This window comes from Streptomyces sp. YGL11-2, assembly GCF_050054615.1.
Taxonomy (GTDB): Bacteria; Actinomycetota; Actinomycetes; order Streptomycetales; family Streptomycetaceae; genus Streptomyces.
The window spans coordinates 113,394-130,194 of the sequence record NZ_JBNHIN010000016.1; the positions used below are offsets into that span (position 1 = coordinate 113,394).

16 protein-coding genes, 7 tRNA genes and 2 pseudogenes are annotated in these 16,801 nt (G+C 72.2%); 14 read left to right on the forward strand and 11 right to left on the reverse strand.

Annotated features, from left to right (window positions below; genetic code table 11):
- Positions 1 to 96 precede the first annotated feature (96 nt).
- Positions 97 to 517 (forward strand): annotated as a pseudogene (locus ACO1BR_RS19975) (TrmH family RNA methyltransferase); the annotation flags it as partial.
- Between the two features lie 42 nt (positions 518 to 559).
- On the opposite strand, the pseudogene ACO1BR_RS19980 reads toward ACO1BR_RS19975, so the two are convergent.
- Positions 560 to 1,320: pseudogene (locus ACO1BR_RS19980) on the reverse strand (aldo/keto reductase); the annotation flags it as partial.
- A gap of 227 nt (positions 1,321 to 1,547) precedes the next feature.
- Complete coding sequence (locus ACO1BR_RS19985; protein WP_426796429.1) at positions 1,548 to 2,882, reverse strand: protein kinase domain-containing protein; 1,335 nt, start codon at positions 2,880 to 2,882, stop codon at positions 1,548 to 1,550.
- 608 nt (positions 2,883 to 3,490) lie between these two features.
- Here ACO1BR_RS19985 and ACO1BR_RS19990 point away from each other — a divergent pair.
- Entirely contained in the window at positions 3,491 to 3,700 is a 210-nt protein-coding gene (locus ACO1BR_RS19990) for a hypothetical protein (RefSeq protein ID WP_189301619.1), read from the forward strand.
- 227 nt (positions 3,701 to 3,927) lie between these two features.
- Here the strand turns inward: ACO1BR_RS19990 and ACO1BR_RS19995 are convergent.
- From ACO1BR_RS19995 to ACO1BR_RS20015, 5 genes are all read right to left on the reverse strand, one after another.
- Positions 3,928 to 3,999, reverse strand: a tRNA-Val gene (locus tag ACO1BR_RS19995).
- Positions 4,000 to 4,038: 39 nt separating this feature from the next.
- Positions 4,039 to 4,110 (reverse strand) — tRNA-Val (locus ACO1BR_RS20000).
- A gap of 24 nt (positions 4,111 to 4,134) precedes the next feature.
- A tRNA-Val gene (locus ACO1BR_RS20005) sits at positions 4,135 to 4,206 on the reverse strand.
- A gap of 1 nt (position 4,207) precedes the next feature.
- A tRNA-Cys gene (locus tag ACO1BR_RS20010) sits at positions 4,208 to 4,281 on the reverse strand.
- A 36-nt stretch (positions 4,282 to 4,317) separates the two neighbouring features.
- Positions 4,318 to 4,390 (reverse strand) — tRNA-Gly (locus ACO1BR_RS20015).
- Positions 4,391 to 4,585: 195 nt separating this feature from the next.
- Between ACO1BR_RS20015 and ACO1BR_RS20020 the strand changes: the two genes are divergently transcribed.
- The 3 genes from ACO1BR_RS20020 to ACO1BR_RS20030 are packed head-to-tail and all read left to right on the forward strand — an operon-like array spanning position 4,586 to position 7,329.
- Positions 4,586 to 5,638 carry a chorismate-binding protein gene (locus tag ACO1BR_RS20020; protein WP_426796496.1) on the forward strand — a complete coding sequence of 351 codons (1,053 nt, stop codon included), beginning with the start codon at positions 4,586 to 4,588 and terminating at the stop codon, positions 5,636 to 5,638.
- Complete coding sequence (locus ACO1BR_RS20025; protein WP_426796430.1) at positions 5,635 to 6,459, forward strand: aminotransferase class IV; 825 nt, start codon at positions 5,635 to 5,637, stop codon at positions 6,457 to 6,459. The genes ACO1BR_RS20020 and ACO1BR_RS20025 overlap by 4 nt, the downstream gene beginning before the upstream one ends.
- 39 nt (positions 6,460 to 6,498) lie before the next feature.
- The gene (locus ACO1BR_RS20030) at positions 6,499 to 7,329 is read left to right on the forward strand and encodes an N-acetyltransferase family protein (protein ID WP_426796431.1); all 831 of its coding nucleotides are present in this window, start codon (positions 6,499 to 6,501) and stop codon (positions 7,327 to 7,329) included.
- 89 nt (positions 7,330 to 7,418) lie between these two features.
- On the opposite strand, the gene ACO1BR_RS20035 is transcribed toward ACO1BR_RS20030, so the two are convergent.
- Complete coding sequence (locus tag ACO1BR_RS20035; RefSeq protein ID WP_426796432.1) at positions 7,419 to 7,970, reverse strand: DsbA family protein; 552 nt, start codon at positions 7,968 to 7,970, stop codon at positions 7,419 to 7,421.
- A 171-nt stretch (positions 7,971 to 8,141) separates the two neighbouring features.
- Between ACO1BR_RS20035 and ACO1BR_RS20040 the strand changes: the two genes are divergently transcribed.
- Positions 8,142 to 8,597, forward strand: a complete 456-nt coding sequence (locus tag ACO1BR_RS20040) for a hypothetical protein (protein ID WP_426796433.1) — start codon at positions 8,142 to 8,144, stop codon at positions 8,595 to 8,597.
- 68 nt (positions 8,598 to 8,665) lie between these two features.
- Complete coding sequence (locus tag ACO1BR_RS20045) at positions 8,666 to 8,821, forward strand: hypothetical protein (protein WP_426796434.1); 156 nt, start codon at positions 8,666 to 8,668, stop codon at positions 8,819 to 8,821.
- Between the two features lie 33 nt (positions 8,822 to 8,854).
- Here ACO1BR_RS20045 and ACO1BR_RS20050 read toward each other — a convergent pair whose 3' ends face one another.
- Positions 8,855 to 9,421: a CGNR zinc finger domain-containing protein gene (locus ACO1BR_RS20050; RefSeq protein WP_426796435.1), complete on the reverse strand. Its 567-nt coding sequence runs from the start codon at positions 9,419 to 9,421 to the stop codon at positions 8,855 to 8,857.
- A gap of 226 nt (positions 9,422 to 9,647) precedes the next feature.
- On the reverse strand, positions 9,648 to 10,061 hold the full coding sequence (locus tag ACO1BR_RS20055; protein ID WP_003959770.1) for an SsgA family sporulation/cell division regulator: 414 nt from the start codon (positions 10,059 to 10,061) through the stop codon (positions 9,648 to 9,650).
- A gap of 379 nt (positions 10,062 to 10,440) precedes the next feature.
- On the opposite strand from ACO1BR_RS20055, the gene ACO1BR_RS20060 reads away from it, so the two are divergent.
- The 3 genes from ACO1BR_RS20060 (at position 10,441) to ACO1BR_RS20070 (ending at position 11,226) form a co-directional block, all read left to right on the forward strand.
- Positions 10,441 to 10,512: transfer RNA gene (locus ACO1BR_RS20060), tRNA-Val, on the forward strand.
- A gap of 87 nt (positions 10,513 to 10,599) precedes the next feature.
- Positions 10,600 to 11,070: an SRPBCC family protein gene (locus ACO1BR_RS20065; RefSeq protein WP_426796436.1), complete on the forward strand. Its 471-nt coding sequence runs from the start codon at positions 10,600 to 10,602 to the stop codon at positions 11,068 to 11,070.
- A gap of 84 nt (positions 11,071 to 11,154) precedes the next feature.
- A tRNA-Val gene (locus ACO1BR_RS20070) sits at positions 11,155 to 11,226 on the forward strand.
- Positions 11,227 to 11,354: 128 nt separating this feature from the next.
- On the opposite strand, the gene ACO1BR_RS20075 is transcribed toward ACO1BR_RS20070, so the two are convergent.
- Positions 11,355 to 12,083, reverse strand: a complete 729-nt coding sequence (locus ACO1BR_RS20075; RefSeq protein ID WP_426796437.1) for an exonuclease domain-containing protein — start codon at positions 12,081 to 12,083, stop codon at positions 11,355 to 11,357.
- Between the two features lie 222 nt (positions 12,084 to 12,305).
- Here ACO1BR_RS20075 and ACO1BR_RS20080 point away from each other — a divergent pair, with 222 nt between their 5' ends.
- The 4 genes from ACO1BR_RS20080 to ACO1BR_RS20095 all read left to right on the forward strand — a co-directional run bounded on the left by ACO1BR_RS20080 (position 12,306) and on the right by ACO1BR_RS20095 (position 16,794).
- On the forward strand, positions 12,306 to 12,893 hold the full coding sequence (locus ACO1BR_RS20080; RefSeq protein WP_426796438.1) for a DUF4365 domain-containing protein: 588 nt from the start codon (positions 12,306 to 12,308) through the stop codon (positions 12,891 to 12,893).
- Positions 12,893 to 14,080, forward strand: a complete 1,188-nt coding sequence (locus ACO1BR_RS20085; protein WP_426796439.1) for a hypothetical protein — start codon at positions 12,893 to 12,895, stop codon at positions 14,078 to 14,080. Before ACO1BR_RS20080 ends, ACO1BR_RS20085 begins: the two co-directional genes overlap by 1 nt.
- 103 nt (positions 14,081 to 14,183) lie before the next feature.
- The gene (thrS, locus tag ACO1BR_RS20090) at positions 14,184 to 16,163 is read left to right on the forward strand and encodes a threonine--tRNA ligase (RefSeq protein ID WP_426796440.1); all 1,980 of its coding nucleotides are present in this window, start codon (positions 14,184 to 14,186) and stop codon (positions 16,161 to 16,163) included.
- Between the two features lie 73 nt (positions 16,164 to 16,236).
- Positions 16,237 to 16,794: an HIT family protein gene (locus tag ACO1BR_RS20095; RefSeq protein ID WP_426796441.1), complete on the forward strand. Its 558-nt coding sequence runs from the start codon at positions 16,237 to 16,239 to the stop codon at positions 16,792 to 16,794.
- Positions 16,795 to 16,801: the final 7 nt, after the last annotated feature.

Below are 16,801 nucleotides of genomic sequence, written 5' to 3' on the forward strand. Positions count from 1 at the left end.
GAAGGAGTAAGGCAGGAGTGTCGCCTGCGGGGGGTAGCGGCCAGGCAGGGTCCTCCTGCTCGTCTTCCGTCGTAGACCGAAAGACGGAAGATGGGCGGCGCCATCTTCCGTAGCGCGGCGGCCCTCGGGATGGACGCGGTCCTGCTCTCCCCGGACTGCGCCGACCCCCTCTACCGCCGCTCGGTGAAGGTCTCCATGGGCGCGGTGTTCTCGGTCCCGTACGCCCGCCTGGAGAGCTGGCCGCGCGACCTGGCCGTCGTACGGGAGGCGGGCTTCAAGCTGCTCGCTCTCACCCCGGCCGACCAGGCCACCGCCATCGACACCGCCGCCCCCCCACACGCTGGAGCGCGCCGCCCTCATGCTGGGCGCCGAGGGCGGCGGCCTGACGACGGGCGCCCTCCGCGCCGCCGACGAGTGGGTGCGCATCCCGATGGCCCACGGCATCGACTCCCTCAACGTAGGAGCCGCGGCCGCGGTGGCCTTCTACGCGGTGTCCGCGGGCCGCCCGTCCGCCTGAGGCACTGTCCGGGGCGTATCGCGAAAGTACCGGCTGGGCCGGCGCCTCCAGACGGTCCAGGTCGGCCCGGGACAGCCGCAGCGCGCCGGCGGCGATGTTCTCGGTCAGGTGGCCGGGGTCGGACGTGCCGGGGATCGCCAGTACGTGCGGCCCGCGGTGCAGCCGTCCAGGCCGTCCGGACCTGTGCGGGCGTCGCGCCGTGTGCGTGCGCGACCGCGTGGAGCCGGTCGTCGTGGGTGTCGTCGGCGGGCGCTTCGCGTCGCCGGCCCGAGATCGCGAAGAACGGCACGAGGGCCGATGCCCTGCCGGCGGCAACCGTCCACCAGACCGTTGGCGTCCGCGATGCGCCGGTCCAGGCTGTACGAGTTCTGCACGCGGACCACGGGGGCGATGGCCTGGGCCTCGGCGAGATGTCCGGGCGTGACACTGGACGGGCCCAGGTGGCGGACGAGCCCGGCCTCCCGCAGCTCCGCCAGTGCGCCGAAGTGCTCGGCGAGCGACCTGCGGCCGGTCCGGCGGAGGTTGACGACGTCGAGGCGGTCCCGGCCGAGCTGGCGCGGGTTCTCCTCGACCTGCCCGCGCAGTTGCCCGGGCCCGGCCATGGGCAGCCATGCGCCGGACGGCTCCCGCTCCGGTCCGACCTTGGCGACGATGACCAGGCCGTCGGGACAGGGCGCCAACGCCCGGTTGATCGGCTCGTCGGCGGAACGTAACGGCGAGGAGGAGAACGCGGCGGTGTCGATGTGGTTCCCCCCGTGCTCGACCGCGCTCCGCAGCATCCCCGCCGCGACCTCGCGGTCGATCGGGGCGCCGCGTACACGGCCGGCGAGACGTCAACACCGGAGACGCGAACTCACCACCAGGGCAAAGCCGTTGGAGAAGGCGTACGGTTCACCGGAGCCCTGGCCGCCGGTGTGTGTTCCAGAAGTGGATCAAGGGCTTGCGATGATCATCCGCCCGTCCCCGGGCCCCTGCCCCCAGGGCGCGTCCCCAGGCCCCTCGGCCCGAGGGACCGCATCCCGATGCCCGCTCACGCCCCAGGCGCCGGCGCGTCCTCCGACGCGCTCCCGCCGCCGTACGCCGTGACCGGCACCGGCCGCTGCGTGCCCATCCCGTGGGCCGGTCCCTGGCAGCCCTGGGCCGCCGTGATCCCCAGCGCCACCAGCAGCGTCACCACCACGAACACGACCACCCGCTGCCGCAGCAGCCGCCGGTCGGGACCCGGTCGGCGCGCGCCGGATCCGGTACGCACCGGAGCACGTGAACCGTTTCGCCCCGCGGGACGGCGTGCCGGCCCCCGCCCGCCGGTCCGCTGACCGGTGCCCGACGCCGGGCCCCCGGGCCGGGACGACGCATCCCGCGGCGTCGGCGGCCGGGACGGCTTCGGACGCGGGGTGGGAGCGCCCGCCGGCCGCCGCTCGGTGCGCTGCCGCGCGTACTCCTCGGCCCGCTGCCCGGTCGGCCGGTCCGACGGGGGGCGCTCGACGCGCCCCCAACCGGCGCCGCCGCCCGCCCCGTTCTCCAGCGGACCACCCGTCACACCATGAGCCTCACGGGCCGCGATCTCCTTGAGCCGCAGGGACAGCGACAGGGTGCTGGGGCGGTCCGCGGGGTCCTTGGCGAGGCAGGCCGCGAGCAGCGGCGCCAGCGCGTCCGGCACCCCGGCCAGTTGCGCCTCCTCATGGACGACGCGGTAGAGCATGACCTCCGAACTGCCCTGCCCGAAGGGCGAGTCCGCGGTGCAGGCGTACGCGAGCGTGGCGCCCAGGGAGAAGATGTCCGTCGCCGGCGTCACCGCGGCCCCGCGCACCTGCTCCGGTGCCAGGAAGCCGGGCGACCCCACGGCCGTACCGACGTGCGTGAGCGTGCTGGCGCCGGTCGCCCAGGCGATCCCGAAGTCGATGATCCGCGGCCCTTTGGGCGACAGCAGGATGTTGGACGGCTTCAGATCCCGGTGCACCACACCCGCGTCGTGGACGGCCAGCAGCCCCTCGGACAGCGCCGCGCCGACCGCCGCGACCTGCGCCGGCGACAGCGGCCCCTCCTCGTTCACCTTGTCGTGCAGCGAGGGCCCCGGTACGTACTGGGTCGCGAACCACGGGCGGTCCGCGTCCAGATCGGCCGCCACCAGCCGTGCCGTGCAGCCGCCGCGGATCCGCCGGGCCGCCGAGACCTCCCGCGCGAACCGCGACCGGAATTCCTGATCCTCCGCCAGATCCGGCCGGATCACCTTCAATGCGACCCGCTGACCGCGCTTGTCGGAGCCGAGGTAGACCACGCCCATCCCGCCCGCGCCGAGCCGGCGGTGCAGCCGGAACGTCCCGACGACACGCGGGTCCTCGCGTCGGAGCCGCATCATCGCCATGTCCGTCCCCTGCCTGCGGTGGGGAGGCCCCACTCCGCTCAACCGTCTGACGTGGCACAGCTTACGGATTGACGGCTCGCTGTGCCGATAGGCCGCGCATGCGTCGGCCACCGGTTTGTCGGCGGTCGCCGCGATTCCCGGACCGCGCAGGGAAATCCCGCCGCGCCCCGGTCCGGCTACCCACCCCGGACCCCAATGATCCCTATTGGAACGGACTTTGACGGTACGAAAGGCAAATGTCCCGCTGCGCTCCCGGACGTCGCGAAACCGGCCCCGGGGCCGCGACGCCGGGACGCGGGGGAGCACGGGAAGTGATCGAAGTCACCGTTTCGCGATCACGCGGGGAGGTAAGCGGCCGACCACGGCTCCGGGCCGGTCCGTCCACCGCCCTCCGCCCTCCGGGACGTCCCCGGGTCCGGCTCCCGCGCTCTCCACCCAGGGGAGTACGCCGGGCGCCCTCCCGTCATCCTCGCGGAGGCCCGTCAAGCGGTACGAGGGCATGACGCCCGGCGCCGCCCGGGTGCCTAGTCTTGAGGTCAAGCGGCGGGTGCAGCACTCGTCCCCCGAGGTCAGACGCCCGCCGCCCCAGACACGACAGGAGCGGGGCGATGGCGGAGACCACGGCACGGACGGCCCTTCGGGCGCAGGGGCGCAGGGCCGCCGCCGCGCTCGACGGCCGCCGGGCCTCCGGGACCCGCCATCCCCTCATAGCGGTGGCCATGGTGCTGCCGCTGGTGTTCCTCCTGGCCGTGGTCTTCGGCGGCTGGGAAGCCGTCATCACACAGGCGTCGTCCGTGGCCGGAATGCTGGGGCGCTGAACGGGCGCCCCGGTCCCGGGAGAGCGGCCCGGGACGGGGGATTTCCGGTCGACAACCCCGTGGGGACGGGGGTGCGGCGGACGGCACGAATGGCCGGGCATCTGGGGAGATGCCCGGCCATCGAGCTGTGTGCGCAAGCGGCCTGCCGCCCAAGACAGTTGAGTGGCGAGGCGTCCCGTACAAACGACCGAGGGCCGGAGCGAACGCTCCGGCCCTCGGGATCCGTGTGGACGATACTGGGATTGAACCAGTGACCTCTTCCGTGTCAGGGAAGCGCTCTCCCGCTGAGCTAATCGTCCTCGGGACCGCGGACATCGATGATCTCCGCGGGTGCTGCGTGCGCGATACTGGGATTGAACCAGTGACCTCTTCCGTGTCAGGGAAGCGCTCTCCCGCTGAGCTAATCGCGCGGGAGCCCGGTCGAGCCGGGCCAGTGGACGATACTGGGATTGAACCAGTGACCTCTTCCGTGTCAGGGAAGCGCTCTCCCGCTGAGCTAATCGTCCTTGGAGGTGGAGACGGGATTTGAACCCGTGTAGACGGCTTTGCAGGCCGTTGCCTCGCCTCTCGGCCACTCCACCAGGAGTGAAGGGGGGTCGGGAAGATCCCCCACATCGAGCGGACGACGAGACTCGAACTCGCGACATCCACCTTGGCAAGGTGGTGCTCTACCAACTGAGCTACGTCCGCAGGTGACTCTCCCAGACTACGTCGGGAAGCTACCGGGCCTCCGGGGCGCTTCCGCGTCCCGGCGACGTGTTGAACTCTAGCGGATTCCGAGGCCAGTACAAAAACGCGTTTGTGCTGCGTGCTGCGCTGCTCGCTCGGCTCGGGCGGTTGTCGGGGCGCGGCCATAGACTCACTGACGTGCACGACTTCGCTCCCATGGCCCGCTTCGGCGGCCTGATAGCCACCGGCCTGCGCGATGTGACCAGCGATCCCGCGGCCCTGGATTCCGCAGGCTGGTGGGCGGTGACCGCCGGCTTCGAAGGAGGTGTGGTCTGCGCCCGCTTCGCCGACGTACGCCCCGCGACCGCGGCCGACGCCCCCGCCCCCGACCGGTGGCGCGGCCCCCTCCCGGGCGACTGGCGCAGTTCCATGGACCGCGCCGCCTATACCGCCGGTGTGCGGCGCGTCCGTGAACACATCGCGGCCGGAACGGTCTATCAAGTGAACCTCTGCCGGGTCCTGACCGCGCCGCTGCCGGACCGCGACCGCGCCGACGTGGACGCGCTCTCCGCCGTACTGGCCCGCGGTAACCCCGCGCCCTACGCCGGCACGGTCCGGCTGCCGGACCACGGCGTCGAGGTCGCCACCGCCTCCCCGGAGCTGTTCCTGCGGCGCGCCGGCCGGACCGTCGAGTCCGGCCCCATCAAGGGCACCGGCCGCATCGCCGCGGACCTCTCGGAGAAGGACCGGGCGGAGAACGTGATGATCGTCGACCTGGTCCGCAACGACCTGGGGCGGGTCTGCGCCACGGGCACCGTCACCGTCCCCGCCCTCTGCGCCGTGGAGGAGCACCCGGGCCTGGTCCACCTCGTCTCCACCGTGCGCGGCGAACTGGCCGAGACGCACGAGAAGACGGCCTGGGCGGATCTGCTCGACGCCACCTTCCCGCCCGGGTCGGTCACCGGCGCCCCCAAGTCCAGCGCACTGCGGATCATCGACGAGTTGGAGACCGCACCCCGCGGCCCTTACTGCGGCGGTATCGGCTGGGTCGACGCCGACCGCCGCACCGGCGAGCTGAACGTCGGCATCCGCACGTTCTGGATCGACCGCACCCCGCCCGGCGGCCCGGTCCTCCGCTTCGGCGCCGGGGCCGGGATCATCTGGGACTCGGATCCGGAGCGGGAGTGGGCGGAGACCGAGTTGAAGGCGCGGCGACTGCTGGCGGTAGCGTCGGGTGTGCACGAAGTGAGCGGAGGAACACAGCGATGAAGATCTGGCTCGACGGGGGACTGCGGGACGCCGAGACCGCCCGGGTCTCGGTCTTCGACCACGGCCTGACGGTCGGCGACGGAGTCTTCGAGACCATCAAGGCCGACCACGGCCGGGCCTTCGCCCTCACCCGCCACCTGGAGCGCCTGACCACCTCCGCCCGGGGGCTCGGCCTGCCCGCCCCCGATCTCGACGAGGTGCGGCGCGGCTGCGAAGCCGTCCTGGACGCCAATCCGATGGCGCTCGGCCGGCTGCGGATCACCTACACCGGCGGCGTCTCCCCGCTCGGCTCGGACCGCGGCGAGGCCGGCCCCACCCTGGTCGTCGCGCTCTCCGGGACCCGGCGCCGCCCCGACACCACCGCCGCCGTCACTGTCCCCTGGACGCGCAACGAACGCGGCGCGCTCGCCGGCCTGAAGACCACCTCGTACGGCGAGAACGTCGTCGCCCTGGCCCGCGCGCGCGAACGGGGCGCCTCCGAGGCGCTGTTCGGCAACACCGTCGGCGCGCTCTGCGAGGGCACCGGCTCCAACGTCTTCGTCGTGCTGGACGGCGAACTGCACACCCCGCCGCTGTCCTCCGGCTGCCTGGCCGGCATCACCCGCGCCCTGACCGTCGCCTGGGCCGGCGCCAAGGAGACCGACCTGCCGCTGGACGCCCTGGAGAGCGCCGAGGAGATCTTCCTGACCTCCACCCTCCGCGACGTCCAGGCCGTGACGCGTGTCGACGACCGCCAACTCGCCGACGGGCCGGGCCCGGTGACCGCCGAGGCGATGCGGGTCTTCGACGAGCGGTCGGCCGCGGACTTCGACCCGCGCTGATGATGACGGGCCCGTGGGCGGGCGAGTAGAAAGTCTTCCGTGACCACTACGCTGCGCCCCGCGGGCCCCGAAGTTCGACACGACGACGGCCGCCGGTCCCGTCCCTACGACATCTGCGTCAACAGCCGCCGGGTCGGCGGGATCCAGCTCGCCACGGACGCCCGGTTCGGCCCGGTGGCAGGCCGGATCGAGGCCCTGGCGGTCGACGCCCCGGACCGGCACCGCGGGCGGGCCACGGTCGCCGCGCTGGCGGCCGAGGAAGTACTGCGCGGCTGGGGCTGCCGGCAGATCGAGGTGACCGTGCCCACCGACGCCGAGGCGGCCGTACGGCTCGCGGCGGCGCTGGGCTACACCGAACGCAGCCGGATCATGGCCAGGGCGCTGAGCGGCCCGCCCCGGCTCCCCGAGGGCAGCGTCGACCGGCCGCTGGGCGCGGATGCGTACCCGGCCTGGCGGGACGCCGCGATCGCCGAGCACATCCGCTCGGAGATCGCCCAGGGGATGTCCCGCGAACGCGCCGAGGAGACCTCGGCCGCCGCGCACGACGTCCTGCTCCCCGACGGCGCGGCCACGCCCCACCACGCGCTGCGCGTCCTCGCCCACGAGGGCACGGACGTCGGCACGCTGTGGCTCGCGCTGCGCCTCCCGGGGCAGCCCGGCGGCTATGTCCTCGACGTGCGGGTGGTGCCCGGGCACCGCGGCGAGGGCCACGGCCGCACCCTGATGCTCGTCGCCGAACGCGCCTGCCTGGCCGCGGGCCGCTCGTCGCTGGCCCTGAACGTCCACCCGGACAACGCCCCCGCGCTCGGCCTCTACGGCTCGCTCGGTTACCGCATCACCGCGTACCGCCTCTGGAAGCCGATTCTCTGAGCGCTGCGGGTCCTTCCGCAGGACCGGTCCTCCGCGCGGCCGGTGCGGCTCCCGGACTCCGCCCGCCGGACCGGCCTGCGGGGCGGGTCCTAGCCCTGCCCGCCGTCCTGCCCGGTCAGCAGCCGGTCGGCGATCTCCTCGATACGGGCCCGCAGCCCCTCCTGGCTCTTCCCGCCGTCGAGCCGCTCACCGCCGATCACATACGTCGGGGTGCCGGTCACCCCGATCGCCTTGCCCTCGGCCTGATCCGCGTCCACGACCAGCAGATGCCGCCCGTCGATCAGCGCGGTGTCCAGCTCCTCGGCGTCCAGCCCCAGTTCCCCGGCGACGTCCAGCAGCAGCTTCTCGCCGTGCGTGCCGAGCTCCTCGGTGCGTGCCAGCACCGCCTCGACGTACGGCCAGCCCCGCCCCTGCACGGCGGCCTCCTCGGCGGCCTGGGCGGCGGCGAAGGCGTGCTTGTGCTTCTCCAGGGGGAAGTGGCGCAGTTGGATGTCCAGCCGGTCCCCGTAGCGCTCCCGGAGCGCCCGTACGTCCGCCAGCGCGGCGGTGCAGTCCGGGCACTGCAGATCGCACCAGACATCGAGCTGGGGGCGTACGGAGTTGCTGGGGGCCGGGGAGCCGGAGATGGCGGCGTCGTTCATGGGGCCAGTCTCCCAGTCGGCCTCCCCGGGCCGGAACCCGGACCTGCGGAGGAGAGCGACCCGGAGATCTCCCTGAGGTCCGGCCCGAACGTGGCTCGGGCGGGGCCGTAGGGGGCAGGATGGAAGGGAGCGCGGATCGCCCGCTCGTCCCTCGACCGGCAGGAGGACCGGATGCTGACCTCGACAGTGTGTGCCGCGGTTTCGGCAGCGGGCCTGGGCATCGCCGCGCTGACCGCGTACCGCAAGCGGTTCCTGGCCGCGACCCGTATCGCCGCCTTCGCCCTGATCCCCGTCGGCCTGGTGATGACGGGTGTCATCGACTGGGTCACCAGCATCGTCCTCAAGCCCACGGTCTGGGCCGGCTTCGGCGTGCTCGCGCTCTCCGCGGTGCTGTTCATGATCAGCCGGGTCGTGGAGCGCCGCCGCGGGATAGGCGGTCGCAAGGAGCGCAAGGCCGCGGCGGCCTCCCGGCCCGACGCGGTGGCACCGGCCGCCTCCGCGCCGTCCCTCGGCGCGGGCCGTGCCCCTCAGCAGGCGCCCAAGGGCAAGCAGGCCCCGGGCAGGGATCTGGCACCCAAGGATGACTTCTCGGACATCGAAGCGATCCTGAAAAAGCACGGGATCTGATGAACTCCCGCTGCTGAGAGGGTTATTGGCGCTTCCGGGACGATCATCTGCGCGATGATGCGCGCGAGATGAACGATGAGTGCGCCCTCGCCCAAGACAACGCCCCGTGCCCCGAACCCCGCGGTTGTCTGTTCGCGCTGTCCCAGCCGCCGCTGATGCTCTTCCTGGCCGTCATCGGCTTCCTGCTTCTCCTGGGCGCCGTACACGACCTCTACATCCTGTGAGGCGGGCGAGACGGTGCGTCGCCCGCCGCCGGCTCAGCCCGCCGCCTCCCGCCGCCGCGCACGGTACGCCGCGACGTGCAGCCGGTTGCCGCAGGTACGGCTGTCGCAGTAGCGCCGGGAGCGATTGCGCGACAGGTCGACGAAGGCGTGCCGGCAGTCCGGCGCCTCGCACCGCCGCAGCCGCTCCCGCTCCCCGGCGACGACGATGAAGGCCAGCGCCATCCCGCCGTCCGCGGCGAGGTGGTCGGCCACCGAGGCGTCCGGGGCGAAGTAGTGGACGTGCCAGTCGTAGCCGTCGTGATCGGTCAGCTGCGGGGTGGTGCCCGCGGAGGCGACCAGCGCGTTCAGCTGCTCGGCCGCGGCGCGGTCGTCCCCGGCCGCGAAGATCTGCGCGAACCGTGCCCGTACGGCACGTACGGACGCCAGGTCGCTCGTCGCGAGGTCCCCGACCCCGCTGACGTCGTTGCGCCGTACGAAGTCCTGGAGGGCCGCGAGGTCGGTCAGGCTGTCCGGTGCGCCGGGCGCCTCGCCCTCCGGCGCGGTGTTCAGCAGATCGACGACCGCGTCCAGCGCGCACCGGGTGTCATGGGTGATCAGCACGGTTCCGCTCCCTGGCCGGGTGGGGTCGGACGGGTGCCGCCCCGGTGTCGTTGGCGAATGGTCGCCGACTCTAGCGCCTGGAACAAGCCTCGGCGCCGTCTCCGCGGTGGGTCCGCGGCGACGGCGCCGGAGCGTGCCGTATGAACTTGTCGGTCCTGCGCCGTCTCCCCGAGTCGGACGGTCGCAAGTGTGAGCGGGTGGGTGCGGTGGGTATCTGTGCCGCGCCTCAGCTCTCCGCAAGGATGTGGGAGAGCTCGGTGTCGAGATCGAAATGGCGGTGCTCCGTACCGGGCGGTACGGCGGCGTCGGTCCTCTTGAGGAAGGATTCGAGCGCCCGCGCCGGGGCTTCCAGAAGGGCTTCCCCTTCGGGGGAGCTCAGGGCGATGCAGACAACGCCCTGCCCGTGGCTCCGGGACGGCCATACGCGGACGTCTCCGGTGCCCGTGGGCCGGTGCAGGCCCTCGGCGAGGAGGTCGCGGGCGAAAACCCACTCGACGGTCTCCTCGGCTCCGGTGTGGAAGGTGGCATGCACGGCATACGGATCGGCCGTGTCATACCGCAGGCCCGCGGGTACAGGCAGTGAGGACTCGCTCGACACAACGAGGCGCAGGTGCAGCTCGCAGCTGACCGTGGTGTTCATAAGCGCCAGGGCCTTTCGCTCAGTGTGCGCTCGGGGATTCGCACGTCGGCGAAATCGACATGCCACCTACGGTGCCGTTGTAAACCCCTCTGACGGTTTTGGGTGGCTTCAGGTACCTCTTACGGCGGATTGCGTGATCGTCCCCGGACGTATTTCGTTGGCGCGGTCCTGCCCGGTAAGTGTGCGCTCCAAATACGCAGCGTAATGGGAGGCGGGGCCGGTCGGACGGTGATCTTCGCGGGTTGGGCGATTCGGGTGACGGGATGCGGGTGCCGGATGTCGTTCGGGTCCGTCCGGTCGCCGCGGCGTGGCGGACGGGGAGCCGCTCCGGCGGTGGTCGGAAGTGCCTCCCGACGTGGGGTAATGTTGGCGATGCGCCGGGCGATTAGCTCAGTGGGAGAGCGCTTCGTTCACACCGAAGAGGTCACTGGTTCGAACCCAGTATCGCCCACCCCGGACGACGGCCCGGAGACATCAAGTCTCCGGGCCGTTGCGGTTGTTGAGCCTTTTCGGCGGCCGCGGGGCGCACACTGGGATCATGCCCGACTGGTCCGGCCGTCCGCGCCGTCTGCATCGCTACCGCTTCCGCAGCGTATGGCTGCTGAACGCCCCGCCCGCCGTCGTCTACGCCGTGCTGGAACGCGCCGAGGCGTATCCCCACTGGTGGCCGCAGGTGCGGGAGGTGGCTCCGATCGACGAGCGGAGTGGGACGGCCCGGTTCCGGTCCTTTCTGCCGTACCAACTGGAGGTGGTGGCCTCCGAGGTCGTGCGGGACCCCGGGGCCGGGGTGCTGGAGATAGCGATGCGCGGGGACCTGGACGGCTGGGCGCGCTGGACGGTCGTACCGGGGGAGGGTGGCACCCGGGCGGTCTTCGAGCAGGACGTGGAGGTCTGCAAACCGCTGCTGCGGCGCTGGGCGCTGCTGGGACGGCCGCTGTTCCTGGTCAATCACGCGTTGATGATGCGGGCCGGGCGGCGCGGACTGGCGGCCTGGCTCGCCCGGGGGTGAGGGGAGTGGGGAAGGGAATTTGAAGGAAGGCCGTGGCGACCTGTATCGTTCAGGTCGTTCGCGAGGGAAACCCCGCCGACGCCCGGGCGATTAGCTCAGTGGGAGAGCGCTTCGTTCACACCGAAGAGGTCACTGGTTCGAACCCAGTATCGCCCACCGGGATCATGAATCGGGCCGCCAACAGGCGGCCCTTTTCTGTTTTTCGGGCGCCGGACGGCGGGTGCCGCGGAGCTGGAATTCCGCTGCGGCGCCGGCGCGGAGCGGCTCGGAATTCCGTACCGGCGTCAGGCCGCGGCGGGGAGTTCGGGGCGCAGCGGCCAATGGGGATCGACGGTCTCCGGGGAGCCGCTGCGGGCGAACCACGCCTGGAGCCCCCGCGCCTGGGCGGCGTACCAGAGCGCCTGGCGGGTGTGCAGCTCCGCCGGCTGGATGCCCTGCAGCCGGTCGGCGAAGCGCTGGCCCAGGGCCCGGACGACGCGCAGCGCGGCGAGCGCGTCCGCTGCCGCCTCATGGGCGTCGGTCAGCTCGACCTCGTAGTGCGCGCACAGGTCGGTGAGGGTGCGGCGGCCCTTGCGGTAGCGGTCCAGGTGCTTGTCCAGGACGCGGGGGTCGAGGACGTGCAGCGGGTGCGCGCCGAGATAGGCGGCGAGCGAGCTGGCGCGATGGCGCTTCAACTCCCGTTCCAGGAGCGTGAGATCGAACGGGGCGTTCATCACCACCAGCGGGCGGCCGGCCACCGACTGGGTGGCCAGCGCGCGGGCGACCTCCTCCAGCACCGGCGCCGGCCACCGGCCGTACAGTGCCAGATGATCGGCCGTCAGACCGTGCACCTCGATCGCGGCTGCCGGTATCTCGACGCCCGGATTGATCAGCCAGCGGGTCACGCGCGGGGCGGAGCGCGGGGTTTCCTGGACCACCAGGGCGGCGGAGACGATGCGATCGCGTTCCACGTCGATGCCCGTCGTCTCGGTGTCGAAGGCGGCGAGCGGACCGTCGTACCAGCTCGGTGTCATGCCAACTCCTCCCGGTCGTGCGGGGGATGACGGTGCACGCCACCCGAGCTGGTGATACCCGAGCCGTACGGTGCTCGAACCGTCCTGGTTTGCGGACCACTTGACGCGGAGACAACCACAGGGACGGGCCGCCGCCGACCGCGCGGTCCGGTGGCCCGGTACGCACCGGCCGCCTCCCCGTCATCCCACGCAGCGAACAGCACAGCCCGGAAGGCCCCTGCGATGACGCTCGCGCAGCCCGAACCGGGCGGGCTCACCCCGGCAACCGAGAGGTACCCCCGGCCCGCGACCGCACCGCAGCGCGGTGGACTCGCCACCACCGCCTGCATGGAGACCCTCCAGGTCGGCTACCTGCACGCGATCGCCGCCGCCTCCGGATGCTCGCTGGCGCAGCCCTTCCCGGACAACGGAATCGACTGGCACGTCAGCCACGGCGCGCCCGGCCACACCGTCGACGACGAGGTGACCATCAAGGTCCAGCTCAAGTGCACCTACCAGACCGCCCCGCGCCCGCCGGGGCCGACGTTCGCGTTCACGCTCGACAACGACCACCTGAGAAAGCTGGCCCGCACGCCCGTATCGGTGCACAAGATCCTGGTCGTGATGCTCGTCCCGCGGCAGCCGGAGAACTGGCTCCGGGCCGGGCACGACCACCTCGAACTGCGGCACTGCTGCTACTGGATCAATCTCGCCGGCCATCCGGTGACCGGCCGGCGCAGGACCACTGTGCGGATCCCGACCACGCGGATCTTCGACGACCGCGCGCTCTGCGAGATCATGACGCGGGTCGGGGCGGGAGGGAGACCCTGATGTACCGGCCGACCGATGAATACGGCGTGCGGCCCCTGGACGCCGCACAGCTCGACCCCGCGGTGCTGAGCGCCCTGCTGGCCCGGCACGGCTGGCGGCGCAGGGGCGGCGCGCTCGGTCACTACGCCCGGTGGACGCCCCCGGGCGAGGTGGCCGGCACCAGCCTGCTGGTGCCGCACGACCGCCGCTTCCCCGACAGTGCCGAGCTGCTGGCCGAGGCGCTGGCGGCGCTGGAGCGCAGTGCCGCGCCCTCGGCCCGCGAGGTGCTGGTGGGGCTCGCGGTGCCCAGCGACGAGGTCCGCTGGGAGCGCGACATCCCCGACGACGGCTCGGGGACGGCGCACTGGGTGGCGCAGGAGCAGCTGCGCGGCGCGGCGCGCGCCATGCTGACCGCCGGCGCGCTGGCCACGTACGCCCGGGCCGGCTATTACGGCGCGCGGCACAAGCGGCAGGCCGAGGGGTTCCTGGGCCAGGTGCTGGTCGGTCCGGCGCCGGCCGGGCGGCACCTGGCCGCGTTCGTCCCCGTGGAGGCCGGCCGCGGAGCGGTGGCCGGCCTCCAGCGGGCGCTGCACGCGGCCCGTGACGCCACCGACTACCAGCGCGCGACCGGCGGCATGGAGGCGTTCGACGCGGCCGTGGGACTGGGCGTCTGCCACGAGCTGGCGCAGGCGCTGATCGCGCTGGTGCGGGACGCGGAGGGGGTGCGGATCACGGTCGAGTGGTCGCCGGCGGCCGGCGCCCCGGCCGGCTGCCCGGCACACCCCGAACCGGTCGAGTTCTCCCCCGGCGACCTGCCCGCGCTCCAGCAGGCCGCGCGGCGCTATGTCCGAGAGGAGCCGTCGCTGCCGGTGCAGGTGACCGGCGCCGTCGTACGGCTGCGCAGGGAGCGGCCGGGCGGTCCGGGCGCGGTGCGGCTGCGCGTGGTCAACGGGGCGGACGTGGGGCAGGTGCGGGTCGCCCTGGGGGAGGAGGACTACCGGATCGCGGCGCATGCGCATCTGGTGGGGCTGCCGATCCGGGTCAGCGGGCGGCTGGAGAGCCGGGGCGGCTTCCGCCGGATCACCGGCGGCCGGGACGTCACGCCCGTCCAGGTCGACGAGGCCGATCGGGACCGGCTGCTGAAGTCCCTCCAGGAGAACTTCGACACCTTCGAGGAGGCGTGCGGCGGTCCGTCGGCCGACGGGTGAACGGGCGGCGGGGAAACCGTTTCGCGGTGTGGTCCACCGGCTCGGTACGATTCGTGGGCGCAGCAATCGCTGCCGCGAGAGAGACATGAGTCAGGAGCGACCGGTGTCAGACGTCCGTGTGACCATCCAACGCGATTCCGAGCGGGACGAACGCGTGGTGACCACGGGCACTACGGCCGCCGACCTCTTCCAGGGCGAGCGCAGCGTCGTCGCCGCGCGGGTGGCCGGCGAGCTCAAGGACCTGGCCTACGAACTCGCCGAGGGCGATGTCGTCGAGGCCGTCGAGATCACCTCCGAGGACGGTCTCAACATCCTCCGGCACTCCACCGCGCACGTGATGGCGCAGGCCGTGCAGGAGCTCTTCCCCGAGGCCAAGCTCGGCATCGGCCCGCCCATCAAGGACGGCTTCTACTACGACTTCGACGTCGAGACCCCCTTCCACCCGGACGATCTCAAGCGCATCGAGAAGAAGATGCAGGAGATCCAGAAGCGTGGGCAGAAGTTCGCGCGCCGGGCGGTCAGCGACGAGGCCGCGCGCGAGGAGCTGGCCGACGAGCCCTACAAGCTCGAACTGATCGGGCTCAAGGGCTCCGCCGCGGACGCCGCAGAGGGCGCCTCCGCCGAGGTCGGCGCCGGCCAGCTGACCATCTACGACAACCTGGACGCCAAGAGCGGCGAGCTGTGCTGGAAGGACCTCTGCCGCGGTCCGCACCTGCCCAGCACCCGCGCCATCCCCGCGTTCAAGCTGATGCGCTCGGCCGCCGCGTACTGGCGGGGCAGCGAGAAGAACAAGCAGCTGCAGCGGATCTACGGCACCGCGTGGCCGACCAAAGACGAGCTCAAGGCGTACCTGGAGTTCCTCGCCGAGGCCGAGAAGCGCGACCACCGCAAGCTCGGCGCCGAGCTGGACCTGTTCTCCTTCCCGGAGGAGCTGGGCCCCGGTCTCGCCGTCTTCCACCCCAAGGGCGGCGTCGTCCGCAAGGTGATGGAGGACTACTCCCGCAGGCGGCACGAGGTCTCCGGCTACGAGTTCGTGAACACCCCGCACCTCTCGAAGGAGCGCCTCTTCGAGATCTCCGGGCATCTGCCGCACTACGGCGACTCGATGTTCCCGGCCATCGAGTTCGACGAGCAGCACTACCGCCTCAAGGCGATGAACTGCCCGATGCACAACCTGATCTTCAAGTCCCGTGGCCGTTCCTACCGTGAACTGCCCCTGCGCCTCTTCGAGTTCGGCACGGTCTACCGCTACGAGAAGTCCGGCGTCGTGCACGGCCTGACCCGCTCGCGTGGCTTCACCCAGGACGACTCGCACATTTACTGCACCAAGGAGCAGATGCCGCAGGAGCTCGACACGCTCCTGACCTTCGTGCTCGATCTGCTGCGTGACTACGGCCTGACCGAGTTCGAGCTGGAGCTGTCCACCCGCGACGACTCGGACAAGTTCATCGGCTCGGACGAGGACTGGGAGGAGGCCACCGAGGCGCTGCGCCAGGCGGCCGAGAAGCAGGGCCTGCCGCTGGTCCCCGACCCGGGCGGCGCCGCGTACTACGGGCCGAAGATCTCCGTGCAGGCCAAGGACGCGATCGGCCGGTCCTGGCAGATGTCGACCCTCCAGGTCGACTTCAACCAGCCGAAGCGGTTCGGTCTGGAGTACACGGCGGCCGACGGCTCCAAGCAGCAGCCGGTCATGCTGCACCGCGCGCTGTTCGGTTCGATCGAGCGGTTCTTCGGCGTGCTCCTGGAGCACTACGCGGGCGCCTTCCCGGCGTGGCTGGCGCCGGTGCAGGCCACCTGCATCCCGATCGGCGACGCCCACGTCCCGTACCTGGAGGAGTTCGCCGCAGAGGCGAAGGCCAAGGGGCTGCGGGTCGAGGTGGACTCCTCCTCGGACCGGATGCAGAAGAAGATCAGGAACGCGCAGAAGGCCAAGGTGCCGTTCATGATCCTGGCCGGTGACGAGGACCTGGCCGCCGGGGCGGTGTCGTTCCGCTACCGCGACGGGTCGCAGGAGAACGGCATCCCCAAGGACGAGGCGCTGGCCAAGCTCCTGGACGTGGTGGAGCGTCGCGTCCAGGTGTGACGCAGCGGTCTTCACGAGGGGCGGTCCCGGTCGGGACCGCCCCTCGCCGCTTCCCCCCTGGCCGCGGGAGAATATGCTTCCCAACATGACGAGTGAGCCGGAGCAGCAGATCGGAGTCGGGACGCAGGACGCCTTTCAGCGCCTGTGGACGCCCCACCGGATGGCGTACATCCAGGGGGAGAACAAGCCGAGCGGCCCGGGGGCCGACGACGGCTGTCCGTTCTGCGCGATTCCGGCGAAGTCGGACGAGGACGGGCTCGTGGTCGCGCGCGGCGAGCGGGTCTACGCGGTGCTGAACCTGTATCCGTACAACGGCGGGCACCTCATGGTCGTCCCGTTCCGGCACGTCGCCGACTTCACCGAGCTGGACGGCGCCGAGACCGCGGAGCTGGCCGAGTTCACCAAGCGGGCGATGACCGCGCTGCGCACGGCGTCCGGGGCGCACGGTTTCAACATCGGCATGAACCAGGGGGCGGTCGCGGGCGCCGGGATCGCGGCCCACCTGCACCAGCACGTCGTCCCCCGCTGGGGCGGAGACACCAACTTCATGCCGGTGGTCGGGCACACCAAGGTACTGCCCCAACTCCTCGCCGACACCCGCGCGATGCTCGCCGCGGCCTGGCCGGCGTAGGCGCCGT

Bases quoted from the DNA above. Each gene is read 5' to 3' on its own strand.
- ACO1BR_RS20035 (WP_426796432.1), bottom strand. From the start codon at position 7,970: ATGAACGACGCCGCCATCTCCGGCTCCCCGGCCCCCAGCAACTCCGTA.
- ACO1BR_RS20065 (WP_426796436.1), top strand. From the start codon at position 10,600: ATGCCCGACTGGTCCGGCCGTCCGCGCCGTCTGCATCGCTACCGCTTC.
- ACO1BR_RS20080 (WP_426796438.1), top strand. From the start codon at position 12,306: ATGACGCTCGCGCAGCCCGAACCGGGCGGGCTCACCCCGGCAACCGAG.
- ACO1BR_RS20045 (WP_426796434.1), top strand. From the start codon at position 8,666: ATGAACGATGAGTGCGCCCTCGCCCAAGACAACGCCCCGTGCCCCGAA.
- ACO1BR_RS19985 (WP_426796429.1), bottom strand. From the start codon at position 2,882: ATGGCGATGATGCGGCTCCGACGCGAGGACCCGCGTGTCGTCGGGACG.
- ACO1BR_RS20055 (WP_003959770.1), bottom strand. From the start codon at position 10,061: ATGAACACCACGGTCAGCTGCGAGCTGCACCTGCGCCTCGTTGTGTCG.
- ACO1BR_RS20020 (WP_426796496.1), top strand. From the start codon at position 4,586: ATGGCCCGCTTCGGCGGCCTGATAGCCACCGGCCTGCGCGATGTGACC.
- ACO1BR_RS20085 (WP_426796439.1), top strand. From the start codon at position 12,893: ATGTACCGGCCGACCGATGAATACGGCGTGCGGCCCCTGGACGCCGCA.
- ACO1BR_RS19990 (WP_189301619.1), top strand. From the start codon at position 3,491: ATGGCGGAGACCACGGCACGGACGGCCCTTCGGGCGCAGGGGCGCAGG.
- ACO1BR_RS20025 (WP_426796430.1), top strand. From the start codon at position 5,635: ATGAAGATCTGGCTCGACGGGGGACTGCGGGACGCCGAGACCGCCCGG.
- ACO1BR_RS20040 (WP_426796433.1), top strand. From the start codon at position 8,142: ATGCTGACCTCGACAGTGTGTGCCGCGGTTTCGGCAGCGGGCCTGGGC.
- ACO1BR_RS20075 (WP_426796437.1), bottom strand. From the start codon at position 12,083: ATGACACCGAGCTGGTACGACGGTCCGCTCGCCGCCTTCGACACCGAG.
- ACO1BR_RS20095 (WP_426796441.1), top strand. From the start codon at position 16,237: ATGCTTCCCAACATGACGAGTGAGCCGGAGCAGCAGATCGGAGTCGGG.